Below are 13,849 nucleotides of genomic sequence, written 5' to 3' on the forward strand. Positions count from 1 at the left end.
CCGTCACAATGACGTTAGGAGCGGTGATTAAAGTGGCCTGGTCGAGTACGTTCCTTATTTTAGTCCACGGACTGCCCCGGTCCACCCGCAACACCTTCAAAACTTCTTCATATTTCATCCGATGTACCTGCTATCTTGCCCATCTTGTCAAGCCCCGGTCTCTGTCACCCCAGCCCAGGCGGGTGACCAAGTCACGTGCCCGGAATGTCAAGCAGAAGTAGCGATTCCGAAACTGGGTGAACTTCGCCAGTTGCCGCAAACCGGCGATTCGGATTCGCCTGCCGAGACACCGTCGCGTTCGGTCGCCGGCACGATCACCTTTGTCGCGCTCAGTCTGGTCGCCGTGGCCGCTTTGCTGGGGGCAGCCTACAACGGCATTCGCTGGGCGATGATCGAGTCCGAGGTGACGACCGAGTCGCATTTGGAAGACATCGACAAAAACTACAAGGACGTCGATCCGGCGGTTTTGATCCGCGAGTTCGAAGACATGGAGAAATATTCGTTGGACATGGTGATGCCCTACAAGTACCAGGTCATCGCCGATGAAAAAGCGCGCTGGGGGCGGAATGCGTTGATCGCTGCGGCCCTGGCGGTGGTCTGTGGCGGCGGCGGATTGATCGCTGCGTCACAAGGTCGCACAGGCTAAGCAAACTTGAACCGCGCCGCCGGACACTTAGTCCAGCCGGTTAACGAGTGCAGCACTGGATCAGTGCACGACAGAAATCGGGCAGATCATCCGGACGTCGACTGGTCACATGGTTTTGATCGACCACGACCGCACTGTCTTGGTAGTCGGCACCGGCGTTGATCAAGTCATCTTTGATGCCTGGCGATCCGGTCACTTTCACGCCGCGATAGACGCCAGCGGAAATCGGGATCCAACCGCCATGGCAGATTGCCGCGATCGGTTTCTTAGCGGTCTGGAACGCGCGCACCAAATCGAGCACGATGGGATCGCGGCGGAGTTTGTCGGGCATGAATCCACCTGGCACGACCAGTCCGTCAAAGTCGCTTGCTTGCATCGCGTCGATACGAACATCGGCGACGCAGGGGTAGCCGTTCTTGCCGGCATAGGTCACACCGGCTTCGGGACCGGCGACGGTCACCTCCGCGCCGGCTTCGATCAAACGCAGCTTGGGGTACCACAGTTCCAGGTCTTCGTAGATGTCGCCGACCAGGATCAAAAACGATTGGCCGCTCAAAGGTAGGTCACTCATGGCGATCGCTATTTCTTGACCAGATAACGTTGATAGGCTGCGACGGCCAATTGATCGCAGCGTTCATTTTCCAGATGGCCGGAATGGCCTTTGACGTGTTCGAACAAGATCGTGTGAGGTTGCATCAGCTGGTCGAGTTCCTGCCACTGCTGGACGTTTTTCACGGGGACCAATTTAGATCCATCGCGACGTTTCCAGCCACGGCTTTTCCAACCTTTCATCCAGCTCTGCATGCCTTGCAGGACATAGCTGCTGTCGGCGTACAAAGTCACTTCGCAAGGTTCCTTGAGGGCCTTGAGCCCCTCAATCACCGCTTGCAGTTCCATTTTGTTGTTGGTCGTGTCGGGATCGCCGGCGGCGCGCTCGAGTTCTTTGTCGGTTTTGCTGCAGCGGAGAATGAACGCCCAACCACCCGGGCCGGGATTCCCGCTGCAGGCGCCATCGGTGTAGAGCTGGACTGGTTTCATCGCGTCGAAGGGAGTTCCATGTGTGGTTCAGGCCGAACTGATCGGCGGAGCGGGCAATCCGGTCGGCTGCGACAGTTCAGAAGCGACTTTGATCGCTTCATCGCTAAGCCGCCAGGGCAGTTCGACCCAAAACGTGCTGCCGCGGCCAAGTTCGCTTTCAAACCCGACTTCGCCGCCGAGTAGTTTGGCCAGTTCTTTGACGATCGAAAGCCCCAGCCCGGTCCCGGAATACTCACGCGTCAGGCCTTCGCCGTCGAGCACTTTGCGGCTTTGGCGGAATTTTTGAAAGATCACGGATTGGTCTTCTTCGGCAATGCCGACCCCGGTGTCGATCACCAGTAAACGGAATCGACCGGTCGACAGCCCACCGGCCAGGTCGACGATGCGGACGGTCACCATCCCGCCCTCGGGCGTGAACTTGATCGCATTGCTGAGGAGGTTGTTGACGATCTGGCCCAGTTTGTTGGGGTCCTGGTAAGCCATCGGCAGATCGTCGGGGACGTCGACGGTCATCGAGATGTCTTTGTCCTCCGACAGGGACGTGATCATATCGCACTGCGCCCCGACCAGTCGGCCGAGATCGAATTCGTTTCGACGGACTTCCATTTTCCCCGCTTCAACTTTGGCCAAGTCCAGAATGTCGTTGATCATTTCCAACAACAGCCGGCCGCTCTTTTGAATGTTCTCTGCATAGCGCCGTTGTTTGTCGCTCAACGAATCGATGCCCTGCAACACGTCGGAGAAACCGATGATGCTATTGAGCGGGGTTCGCAGTTCGTGGCTCATGTTGGCCATGAAATCGCTTTTCACGCGGTTGGCTTCATACAGACGCCAGTTTAACTGGGCCAATTGATCGACGCGGGCGTCGAGTTCCGCGTTGATCAATTTCTCTTTGGCTTGGCTTTCCAGCATCCCCCGCAACATCCGGTTGAAGGCGTCGGCCAGCTCACGAAATTCGTCTTCACTTTCAATCACCGCGCGCTGCGTGACATCGCCGTGCGTGATCGAATCACTGACATCGCGCAAGTGATAGAGCGGTTCAAGGACCAGGTAGCGGATCAAGGCGTGCAGCATGTACAGCGTGGCGGCGACGATAAACAATGCCAGGGCCACCACGATTGAGCTGATCCAGGTGGTTTGGTTCTCGGTTTCCTTGTAGGGCATGCGGACACGAATCACGCGGAACGGCGCCAGGTTGGCTTGTTCGATTGGTGTGCCGTTGGCGACCAGTTCGGCATCGCGGTCGTCCGGGGGCGCATGGCAACCGGTGATACAGGTCTGTTTGGGAAAGATCGGTCGATAGTAGATGTAGCGCCCATCGACCGGGCCGAGCTGTTGGTGGACCGGCAAAGTGCCCAATCCGATCATGCTCATCGATTCATTTTCGCCCAGGTCGATCGATTCGGAAATGTCAGGCAGTTGCTGGGTGATCCGCCGTGCCAGTTGGTTGCGAAACTGCGGCTCGAGCTTTTCCAACAGTTGGCGCTCGGTCGGATCCGCCGGCGGCTGGATCGGCCGCAAATTGTCGTATTTCACCTGGTCTTCTAAGCCCAGGATTTCAAAGTCGATGTTCTTGGCCAACATCTCGTCACGCAGCCCGGTCAAGATCGGCACGTTGGTCGCGATCGCCGATTCGTCACTCCGCTGGGCCCAGATCGCGTCGCTGTGCAGCAGCATCAATTCCGCATCGGCTAAATCCTGGGCCCGCTGTTGGGTGGTGCGCAGCACCAACCGATTTCCCAGGGTTTGCACCACCAGGAACGCCCCGCACATTAGAATGGTGAACGCGGATCCAAAGAAAAGCAAACACTTTCGCTCCAGGCTCATCGACGAAAACAGTCCTTGAACCAGGCGAAACATGACGTTGATCGAGTCTTTGAAAGAGTGAAACAGTGAGGGTGGTGTCGACAGGCCCACCATGGTTGTTCAGTACCACGGCAGTCCCTGTGTTTAGTTTTATCGCGTCAGCCGGCATCATCGACAGAGTGATTCATTCGCTAGCGATCAAAGATAACAAGATCATTTTGCCCATATTATCCGCTTGTGACCTGATTTTGGGCCAATTAGCATTGCTTGAAGCACGAAACGTGTTTTCGACAACGCTTACGATTTCACCTCCCCCAAACATTTACCGCTTGAACCGCGCGGCTGCCAAGCCGCTCAGGAGCCTCCCATTATGAAACGAAAGGTCCGAAACGTTCTCCAGTGGGCCCTGGTCATCTGCTTGATCGCAGGGCTAGGAATCAGCCCCGTGTCCGCCGGTCTGCTCGAACGAATGCGCTGTCAACAATATGATTCGTGCGTCGAGGTTTGCACGCCCGTGGTGACCTGCCCGCAGCCGGTTTGCTGTGCCCCTGTGCCGACCTGTGAAGTCATCACGGCGGCGCCGATCATCAGCCATCCATCGTCCGCTTGCTGCGGCGAGGTGATCCTGTCGTCACCGGTCGAATCGGCTGCCCCGCCGATGATTCATGGCGATGTCATCTTGGACGCGCCGACCCAATCCAGCAACGCGACCGACGCGCCGCAACCGAGCTCGGATCCGCCGCCGGTGAGCGAACCAAAAGCAGCCGAGCCAAAGGCTGCTACTCCGGCGGCACCGGCGGATGATGCTGTCGAGCCCAAGTCCAGCAACGATGCAGCACCGGAACCAGAAAAACAGGAATCGGCGCGGCCACCGATGGACGACCCAGCGCCTGCAGCAGACCCAGCGCCTGCAGATCCAGCACCTGCAGCAGACCCAGCACCTGCGACCGACGCTGCGGACTCCAACCCGTTTGATGCCCCGTCGACGGCGCAGCCCGCGCCGGTTGCCCCGATGCCGACCGATGCTGCACCAGCCGACGCGCCTGCGGACGACCTGTTCGGCGATCCGGCCCCCGCTGACGCTGCACCAGCCGAAGCGCCTGCGGATGACCTGTTCGGCGACCCGGCCCCCGCTGACGCTGCACCAGCCGACGCGCCTGCGGATGACCTGTTCGGTGACCCGGCTCCTGCGGATGCCGCACCAGCCGACGCGCCCGCGGATGATCTGTTCGGCGACCCGGCTCCTGCGGATGCCGCACCAGCAGCCGACGAACCCGCGATGGATGACCTGTTCGGCGACCCGGCGCCCGCTGACGCTGCCCCAGCCGACGCGCCTGCGGACGACCTGTTCGGCGACCCGGCCCCTGCTGACGCTGCCCCAGCCGACGCGCCTGCAGATGATCTGTTCGGTGACCCGGCTCCTGCGGATGCCGCACCAGCAGCCGACGAACCCGCGATGGATGATCTGTTCGGAACGCCCGATAGCCCCGCACCGGCCGACGCAGCACCCGCTGCAGATGAGCCAGCGATGGACGACCTGTTCGGCGACCCCGCACCGGCCGATGCCGCTCCAGTCGATGAACCCGCGATGGATGATCTGTTCGGAACGCCTGATACCACGGCTCCAGCAGATGCGGCTCCGGCAGATGCAGCTCCGGCCGCGGATGATGCATCGATGGATGACCTGTTCGGAACTCCCAGCGATGCGGCCCCTGCGGATGCCGCACCGGCTGACAGTGATCCGGCGATGGACGATCTGTTCGGTACGCCGACCGACGCCGCGCCTGCTGATGCCGCTCCCAAAGACGACGGTTTAGACGATCTGTTCGGCGACCCGCCGGCCGATGACGCCGCGCCTGCGGAGAAAACCGACGACGCAACGATGGATGACCTGTTTGGCCAATCCAATCCCGCGGCGGCGCCTGATTCGGTGTCGGTTCAAGTCGTCAGCACCGTGCCGATTGATTCGGTCGATCCGCTTGGCAGCACTCACGTCCGCACTTGGATCGACAACACCGGCAAGTTTCAAGTCCAAGGTCGATTGATCGAGATCACCAGCGAGTATGTTCGTCTGTTGAAATCGAACGGTCGGACCTGCACTGTCCCAGCCGGCCGACTGTGCCCGGCCGACGCGACCTATGTCGATTCGATTCGTGACCAGGTCAAACTTTCACGCGTTCCTCTGCTGAGCAGCAACTGAGCCGAGCGGACGCAGAAGCAGTCGGCTGTCATTGCGAATCGCTTGACAGTCTGAATCCATCCGGCGAGCCTATCGTGATCTACGATGGGCTCGCTTTTTTATTGGAACGATCGAAATGTCCGACGTCGTCCGCCTGATGCACTACGACCCACGTTGGCCACAAGAGTTCCAACAGACTCGCAGCGGAATCCTGCAGTGCTGTCGGGGCTGGGTGACGGAGATCCAACACATCGGCAGCACCGCGATCGGTGGCATGGTGGCGCGTCCGATTTTGGACGTGATCGCTGTGGTCCGCGATGATCACGACGCCGAACAGGCGATGTTGACGTCGGCAGATTTGATCGAAGGCCTGAATTTTCGCCAGCGTGACACGCCGATGTGGGCGGCCGAAACGATCGTGATGGACAAACCCCGCGGCGGCGACCCAACCCATCGGCTGTTCATCACCTACCGTGATAGCCCTTTCTATCGTAGTGCGCTGGCGGTGCGTGACGCCCTGCGCAGCGACCGCGAGCGCTCCTTGCGGTTCGAAACGTCCAAGCTATCGAGTTGGCGACGGGCCAGCGGCGCGCCACAGAAGTATGCGGATGATAAAGCCGTCTTCTTTGCGCACCTGATCGAACACCAGTAGGCGCTGGTGAATCATGACATTGGCATCGATCGACACCAATTTATCGTTGGTAATCAGCCGGCACGCGCGCTGGTGTCCGGTTCCGCGGACGTTGCAATGTGAGTCAAATCGAACCGTTGACCTGGCGCTTCATCGACGGATGAATCATCCGCGTCCAGCTGACGCCCGCCGTTTTCAATTGCCCGTGTCGTTCGGATCGCGGAGAAACACCGGGGCGAAATCGGACGACAACTCTTCCGCATAGCGATAGCCGTCCAGATCAAATTGGATCAGCTTCGGCAACGATTTCACTTTGTTGCGAATCACCCAGGCCGCCATCGCACCCCGCGCTTTCTTGGCAAAAAAACTAATCACCCGATACTTGCCATTGCTTCGATCTTTGAACACCGGCGTGACGATCGGGGCGTCGATCTGCTTTTTTTGCAGGCTGCGAAAGTATTCGTTGGAAGCCAGGTTCAGCAGGTGACGTGAATTGATTTCACTGAGCTGTGCGTTGATCGCGGCGGTGATCCGTGTTCCCCAGAACGCATACAAGTCTTTGCCGCGTTTGTTTTTCAAGCCCGTTCCCATCTCCAGCCGATAGGGCAGCATCGCATCCAGTGGTCGCAGCACGCCGTACAGCCCCGACAGGATCCGCAGATGGTCTTGGGCGTACAGCAATTGTTTGTTCGTCATCGTGTTGGCTTCCAGTCCGACGTAAACATCCCCGTTGAACGCCAGCACCGCTTGTTTACAGGCATCAGCCGCCATCGGCAGTTCCCATTCTTGGTACCGTTGATGATTCAGTTCGGCCAGGGCGTCGCTGATCCCCATCAGTGCCGCGATTTGTTTCGGTGTCTTTTTCTTTAGCAAGCCGACCAGGATCTCGCTTTGATCAAGCAACTCCGCCGTGGTTTGTGTGTCGATTGTCGGTTTCGATTCGTAGTCGAGCGTCTTGGCTGGGGAAAGAACGATCAGCATGTTGAGTTTGACGGGAGGGATGAATCGGGCAGCGGGTGGACGCAGGATTGTAGAGAGAGTAAAAGCCTTGCCAAATGCCACCGAGAAAATGAAATGCAAGTTCTGAACGAATCAATCTACGATCACCCAAAATATTACGACTTGGTTTTTGGAGCCGACTGTGCGGCAGAAACCAAATTCATCCTGGGTTGTGCCAACGAGTACCTCTCACGCCCGGCCAAGCGTTTTTTTGAACCGGCCTGTGGGACAGGGCGGTTGCTGTATTCGCTTGCCAAACGCGGCTTTGAAGTCGATGGATTGGATTTGAACCCCAAAGCCGTCGAATTTTGCAACGCCCGTTTCGTCCGCCACGAGATGCCCTTTCGCGCGTTTGTTGCCGACATGTCGGATTTCCGCCTAAAGCGTAAATCCGACGTGGCATTCAACACCATCAATAGTTTTCGCCACCTCTCCAGCGAAGCGGACGCCGATGCTCACATGCGATCGATGGCCGCGGCCGTGCGCGTCGGTGGGCTGTATCTGTTGGGCGTGCACCTGACGCCGACTGAGGTGCCGCCGAGTGACGGTGAGTCCTGGTCGGCACGCCGCGGTCATCTGATGGTCAACACACACATGTGGACCAATTCTCGCGATCCGAAAAAACGGGTGGAGAAATACGGGATCCGTTTCGACATCCACCGGCCCTCGGGCAGCGTCCGCATCGAAGACGAACTGGTGCTCCGCAGTTACACCCACAAGCAAATGGCGTCACTGATCAACCGCAGCGGGCTCTGGGAAACCGAAGCCACTTACGATTTTGGTTACGACTTGGCCGATCCGATCACCGTCGACGCCAGCAGCGAAGACGTCGTTTACGTGCTCCGCCGCTGCCGCGGTTAGCCGTTCAATCTTCGTCGCGGTCGGCTTTGGCAAGTCGCCGTTGGATTGTGGCGGGGTCTGCCAACGCGATCAGGTTGATCGACAGGTCTGCTCCGAACGCTTCAGCCAATTGGGTACACAGCGCCAACGGACTCGACGCCAACGTCTCCTGGGCTTCGGCCAGGCGGCTTTTCACATGCATTCGCTCGAGCGACGAGGGCATCTGTTCGAACGCTGCCAAATACCACATCACGGCGCGGTCTTCTGCAGCTTGGCGATAAACGCCTCGGCCGCGCTGGCTGAGATCCCACCATGCATCGCCCAACACGACCAATTGATCCAGGGTGGCGGCGCCTGCCAAGTCCAATGCGGCTGTCTTGCCGAATGCGGAGGATTCGGATTTTGCGATCAACGGCAATCCGGTTTCCCAGTCGCCTTTGAAACAGCACAGAAAGGAGCCAAACGCAGCAGCGGCCTGGACGTTTTCGGGTTGCTCGCGGTAGATCTGTAGGAACTCGACGGATTTGTCGTATTCCGCTTGAGCCGCGCCCAGTTGGCTGCGGAGTCGATTGAGCATCCGAGTGATTTCGTCTGAGTCGGCGCGGTCGCTGACACGGCTGGCGAACCGGGTCAGTTTCGCAGCACGCAGGTAATCATTTTCGATCACGCAGGCATGGATCACCACGGTCAGACGCTTTAACAAGTCGGTGATTCCCTCAATTCCGGTACGCCCCAGCGCGGAAGAGGATTCCGAGAACCGTGTCAACGCATCCACATTGGTTTCAAAGGCGTCGACATTGAATCGCAGCACCTTGCGGTCGATCGCTTCGATGACCACTGCGGCATCAGCACTTTCAAGTGCCAGACTAAGTGCCGCGGTCTGCAAGGCAAACGCGCCGGCCGGGTCCGCTGTCATCTCCTCGGCTTGAGCGAGCATCCGCGTGGCCAACGTGGCCTTGGCCTTTTCAAACTTCGCATCGCCAATGGCGTCGGCGTACAACAGTCGCAAGCGGTCTTTGGCTTTGGCCACGTCGGCTGCGATCGGCAGGTCTTCGCGCTCAATAGCAGCGATGGTTTCGATCGGTTTTGGTGCTCCCGGATTCGTAGTGACGGCTTCTGCGACGTCCTGCAATTGCTGTTGCAGCTGCTGGGCATACGCATTGGTTTGCGATTCACCGTCGGTCAAATCCGTGACAGGGATGTCGCGATGGATCATGCTTGCGACCATATAGTCACCCGTTTCATGAGTCATCGCGGCACGTAATTGCTCGTCCGTGACCGAATTCGACAGCAGCGTCGGCCAGCCGTTGGCCCAACAGGCAAAGGTTCCGTCTCCTCTGAGTTCTCCCAACTCTTGCGACATCTGCAATAAATTTTTCGGGATATAGTCCTCGGGACTCGTCCACGGAACGGCATCTCGATCATCGACCTCCAGCAATAGGATCGTGTTCTCCGCCCCATCTTCGATTCGTCGCTGCGAGGTGGTTCGTCCCTCGCCAAATGTAAATGTCGGATGGGCCGGAAGCTGAAAGTTCGTCTTGGTGTCAAACCGCTCGGGAGAGACGTATTCGTCGGGGATCAATTCCAGCAAGGATTGGTTGGGTTCACGATTCCACGGCTGGCTTTTGTCAAACTTTTGATAGAGCGTTTCGTATCCGAGGTAGGGTAATAGTTCGACGCGCCAGGAGAGTCCTTTGAAACCGCCGTCGACTGTTTTGTAGGGCGGAGGGAAGATTCCCTCTTTTTGATGGTAACGTTCCAACGCCTGAGCAATCTTTTTAATGCTGCGGAACGCATGTCGCCGACGCTCTTCTTCACTCAATGGTGCTTCGGGAACACGCTGACCAATGGGGGACACTTTGAGCACCGCCGGCGGTTCCGGTTGATCGGTGGTTTCAACGTTTGCCACTGCGGGTTCATCGGGTTCATCCGGTTGAACTTTCAATGACGGTTCACTCGCCGCAGTGGTCACCGCAGCGGTCGCCGTCTGTTTTTTGGGCTTTGCTTCCTGTTCCTGTTCATCTCCCGATGTCGGTCGTTGTCGCCTTGCGGCGCGCATCATCAAATCATGCTGACTGGGGCCACAGGCTGGCAGCGACAGACAGAATGTCGTCAATAGGAGCGAGATCTTGACGAGACGTTGTGTTGGTTTGACGGTTTGCATCCTAAATCACTGATCCGAAGTGTTGATCATCATCGTGCGCCGCGTCCATTGATGGGCGTAGGGCACGCCGCCGGAGACGTAGCAGTGCGTCACATGAAAACTGGGGTCCTGTTTGATGCCATCAGCGAACGTATTTTTGAACCGTGCTCGCCAATCATCCAGTCGGGCTTCGATGGGTTGGTAGTCGGCGGCGGGAGATGGGAGCGCATGCGGCCGACGCTTCAATTGTTCGGCTTCGTTACGGGGCAGTTTCAATTGCCGTGCCAGAATGCTGGTCAAATCTTCGCCGCCCGCTTCGATCGTCCAGAACCAATGCGATCGATCCGAAAGCAGCAGGCAAGTACTGGCCTCGGCACCGGCGTGCAACATCGCGATGGTGGGACGTTTGAATGGGTCCACGGATTCCGCGGCGAGTTCTTCGGGAAATTCGTGGTAGGCTAGATTCAGCAGCGCCACCTGCTCGGCTTGAATGCCGGCTAGATTCCAGCCGACGCCGGCGATCCGCTCCTGCAATTCCTGGACGGTCTGTTTTTTGACCGCAACGGTCATCGCGGCACGCCCGAGTGTGCTGTCGGGTTCGTGGTCGCCCGTCCACGATCGAATCACCATGGTGTCAAGTTCCATTGGAATTCGAGTTGCGATTTCGCGTTCCAGCAACAGTTTGGCTTGTTTGTCGCCGACCGGTGGCAGCAATGAAAATCGAGCGATCGCGGCGGTTGCAGGAAAATTCACCCATACCGGCGAGTCGCCGATGGAATGTTGTTCATTGATCTGTGCCAGTGCTTCGGTCAAGGCTTGGTCGCGCGGTTGGCCTGGCAGTGGGCGGCACAACGGTTCTTCGAATTCATGGACAAAGCCATCAACGATTTCGATCTGGTCCGCTGTGATTTGCAGCGCGATGGCTTTGATCGCCGACGATCCGATATCGATTCCCCAAGTCAACGTCGATTTGCGCCGGCCGAGTGACTTGAGAAACCCTTTTTTCTCGATGAAGTTGTAATCGAGACGAGCTTTTTCCAAACCTTGCAACGCCAGTCCGATGGCGACGTTCAATCGTCCGGACCAGAGCTCCAATCCCTTGATTTTGATGGGTGCGATGGATTGTGGGCAACGCAAAAATTCGATCTTTCCGCCCAGCCAGGAATTGTTGGGCAGCGGGCGATAGGGGAATCCGTTGCGTGGGCAACGTTCGCCGGACTTTAAGTTGGCCGAGATCTTGTTAACGCGTTTGACGTTCTCGGGATCGTCCGGTTCCTCTTTTGCCAGACGTACGGCTAGGCGACCGAGTGTCGGCGAATCAAACGGTTCGCTGTCGAACTGTTCACGTAACCAAAGAATGTTCTCGATGCGTCCGCGAAGTTCATAGTAGCCGCCGGACTGGACGATCGCAGGCACCGCCCGCAGGGCTTTCATCGATTTAGCATAGCGCCGCTGGTCACAATATTTTTGTGCCGCCGCCAGAAGTCGTTGACCAACTTGTCTAGCCAGTTTCGGATACTGATCGTTCTTGGGATACAACTCGATCAGTTGATCCAACAGTGGTCCGGAAGCAACCCAATTCTTGGCGTTGATCGCGTCGTGGCAGGATTGTTCTAAATCCGTGGTTTGAGTGATCAGTGATTGAGCGAGGCCGAGCGACCGCTTCGCAGCAGGACTGAGCAAAACCTCCGGCACGCTTCCCAGTAGTTCGACCACTTTGGCGTGGTCTTCCGTTTCGATCGCCGACTCTGCGGCTGTCTCGGCACGGGCAACGCTGGCCTTCATCTGAGCAGCGATCGAATCAACTTTCTCGACCGCTTGCCGAGCGTTGTCAGCCAAGTCTTTGAATCGGTAGTCTTTCTCCCCTCGGATACGGCTGAGCAAACCGATTGCGTCGTCGTATTTGTGATGCTTGGCCATGGTGACGGCTTCGGACATCCATTGGGAATACTTCGCGCGTTTGGTCTCGATTTCTTTGGCCAGGTTGTGACCACAACTGCCGCAAAACGTTTGTGAGTACTGGACCGGTTTGCTGCATCCGCCGCAGGGTTCAAACAGCGAGTGTCCACATCCGGGACAGAATTGAGTGCCTGGCGGATTCGCCGTCGTGCAGACGCCGCAATCAATGGCGGCGGCCGATCGGGTGGGGCTATCGGTTGACATAGATCGTTCGAATCGTTTTTAGATGATGACTGTCGTGGCCGGCGGAAACGGGGTCAGGAACCCAACATGCATTGTTTTTTGGTAACCCGAAGCGTCAGCGAGGGATCCCGTTCACACCCTGAATCCCTCGCTGACGCGTCGGGTTGTGATGAAAAACGCAACATGAACATTCCGACATCGTGGATCTAGTCCAAGGTGACCACGGCACCGTGCAGCGGGAACCAACTGGAAAACTCTTTGTGATCGGGATCACCGACTTGGACATAACCCTGTTTGTCACGTCGGTTGAAGACGACCATCGGGCAATCGGCCGGGACGGTGATCGTCAACCGATAGGTGCCTTCGATCTTGGTGGCTGCCAGTGCAACCGACAGTTCTTTCGGCGAATGATCCAGCACTTCGACGTGGCGCCCTTTGTCCCCATGGACGCGCACGGCGAGATGGAACTGGTGCGTGGTTCCGCTGGTCAGGGTGCCAAAATCCAGACCGTCGGTCGCATGGATTTCGGGACTGGCAAAGGAAATTGGGGGACGTGTCTTTCCCTGGCACGGGATGGTTCGTGTTTCCGCGGGGCTGCCGTCAGAGGGTTGGATTTCCAGCGTCACGTCGGCATTGAATTCGCCGTGCTTGGTGACCAGTGTGGACAACCGCACTGTCCATGCGCAGAGCGGGTCTTGGTCGACCAGCAGCGAATCCGATCGATCGGCGGGGACGGCGGTCCATTCAAATTCATCCAAGTCAGACTGCACCTTGCTGATCACGAAGTTTTCCCACAGTTGGCTGTAAACCACGAACGACACTTCGCCGCGTTCACCAAGTTCCAATTTGGGAAATGAAAGACTCTCCGGTGCAACCAGTTTGGCACGGACCTGGCCACTGACTTTCAGTTCGATGGTTTTCTTCAGTGGATCGTTGGTGACAATCGTGGCCGTCTGTTCGTAGCGATCTTCCTTGTAGCCGGTGTTCCAGGTCAGGGTGATTTCGGTCGTTTCCCCCGGTAGCAATAAATCGGATTTCAAATCACCAATCGTGCACTTGCAGCTGGTCTCACGGATACTCAGTGACAGTGGATCATCGCCGTCGTTGGAGATTTCAAAAGTATGCGACGCGGTCGAATGCGGATTGATCATGCCAAAGTCATGTGACTGCTGATCGATCCGTGCGACAGGTCTGGCACGATCGTCCAGGTTTTGCCGTATCACCTGTCGCGTTTTCAGGTTGTCGACTGCCATGTCGTATTGATCTCGCAGGTGATCGGGAACGCCATAGGGTTTGTAAGTCACAGTCATGGCGAACGCAGCTGTCACCAGCATGAACGTCAACATTCCGGTCGCACACCAAATCAGTTTTCTTGAAAACGCAGTCACAGCAGTCTCGACGTGAAACGAAAGAGATCCCTACGAC

At 57.6% G+C, this 13,849-nt stretch carries 11 protein-coding genes; 4 read left to right on the top strand and 7 right to left on the bottom strand.

The genetic code is table 11. The annotated features are described in order from the left end of the window. Positions 1-121 precede the first annotated feature (121 nt). Positions 122-646, top strand: coding sequence for a hypothetical protein (locus tag NHH03_RS08645; RefSeq protein WP_253155371.1), 525 nt, complete (start codon positions 122-124; stop codon positions 644-646). A gap of 40 nt (positions 647-686) precedes the next feature. Here NHH03_RS08645 and NHH03_RS08650 read toward each other — a convergent pair whose 3' ends face one another. Genes NHH03_RS08650 through NHH03_RS08660 form a run of 3 tightly spaced genes read right to left on the bottom strand, consistent with a single transcriptional unit; the run spans position 687 to position 3,544 of the window. Further along, a complete protein-coding gene (locus NHH03_RS08650) occupies positions 687-1,217 on the bottom strand; it encodes a type 1 glutamine amidotransferase domain-containing protein (protein WP_253155372.1) in 531 nt (176 codons plus the stop codon). An 8-nt stretch (positions 1,218-1,225) separates the two neighbouring features. After that, complete coding sequence (rnhA, locus tag NHH03_RS08655) at positions 1,226-1,684, bottom strand: ribonuclease HI (protein ID WP_253155373.1); 459 nt, start codon at positions 1,682-1,684, stop codon at positions 1,226-1,228. Between the two features lie 27 nt (positions 1,685-1,711). After that, a complete protein-coding gene (locus tag NHH03_RS08660; RefSeq protein WP_253155374.1) occupies positions 1,712-3,544 on the bottom strand; it encodes a sensor histidine kinase in 1,833 nt (610 codons plus the stop codon). A 316-nt stretch (positions 3,545-3,860) separates the two neighbouring features. Here NHH03_RS08660 and NHH03_RS28135 point away from each other — a divergent pair, with 316 nt between their 5' ends. Together NHH03_RS28135 and NHH03_RS08680 are read left to right on the top strand one after the other, a co-directional pair. Then, the gene (locus NHH03_RS28135; protein WP_315861435.1) at positions 3,861-5,690 is read left to right on the top strand and encodes an SHD1 domain-containing protein; all 1,830 of its coding nucleotides are present in this window, start codon (positions 3,861-3,863) and stop codon (positions 5,688-5,690) included. Positions 5,691-5,805: 115 nt separating this feature from the next. Beyond that, positions 5,806-6,321 (top strand): GrpB family protein, encoded by a 516-nt coding sequence (locus NHH03_RS08680; RefSeq protein WP_253155375.1) that lies wholly within the window; start codon positions 5,806-5,808, stop codon positions 6,319-6,321. Positions 6,322-6,495: 174 nt separating this feature from the next. Here the strand turns inward: NHH03_RS08680 and yaaA are convergent, their stop codons facing one another. Continuing rightward, entirely contained in the window at positions 6,496-7,281 is a 786-nt protein-coding gene (yaaA, locus tag NHH03_RS08685; RefSeq protein ID WP_253155376.1) for a peroxide stress protein YaaA, read from the bottom strand. A gap of 93 nt (positions 7,282-7,374) precedes the next feature. Here yaaA and NHH03_RS08690 point away from each other — a divergent pair, with 93 nt between their 5' ends. After that, positions 7,375-8,160, top strand: coding sequence for a class I SAM-dependent methyltransferase (locus NHH03_RS08690; RefSeq protein ID WP_253155377.1), 786 nt, complete (start codon positions 7,375-7,377; stop codon positions 8,158-8,160). 4 nt (positions 8,161-8,164) lie between these two features. Here NHH03_RS08690 and NHH03_RS08695 read toward each other — a convergent pair whose 3' ends face one another. The 3 genes from NHH03_RS08695 to NHH03_RS08705 form a co-directional block, all read right to left on the bottom strand. Then, positions 8,165-10,303 carry a DUF1559 family PulG-like putative transporter gene (locus tag NHH03_RS08695; RefSeq protein WP_253155378.1) on the bottom strand — a complete coding sequence of 713 codons (2,139 nt, stop codon included), beginning with the start codon at positions 10,301-10,303 and terminating at the stop codon, positions 8,165-8,167. A gap of 6 nt (positions 10,304-10,309) precedes the next feature. Next, positions 10,310-12,445: a pilus assembly protein PilM gene (pilM, locus tag NHH03_RS08700; protein ID WP_253155379.1), complete on the bottom strand. Its 2,136-nt coding sequence runs from the start codon at positions 12,443-12,445 to the stop codon at positions 10,310-10,312. A 185-nt stretch (positions 12,446-12,630) separates the two neighbouring features. Beyond that, on the bottom strand, positions 12,631-13,812 hold the full coding sequence (locus NHH03_RS08705; RefSeq protein WP_253155380.1) for a DUF1573 domain-containing protein: 1,182 nt from the start codon (positions 13,810-13,812) through the stop codon (positions 12,631-12,633). Positions 13,813-13,849 lie beyond the last annotated feature (37 nt).

The organism is Stieleria tagensis, from assembly GCF_024129865.1.
GTDB lineage: Bacteria > Planctomycetota > Planctomycetia > Pirellulales > Pirellulaceae > Stieleria > Stieleria tagensis.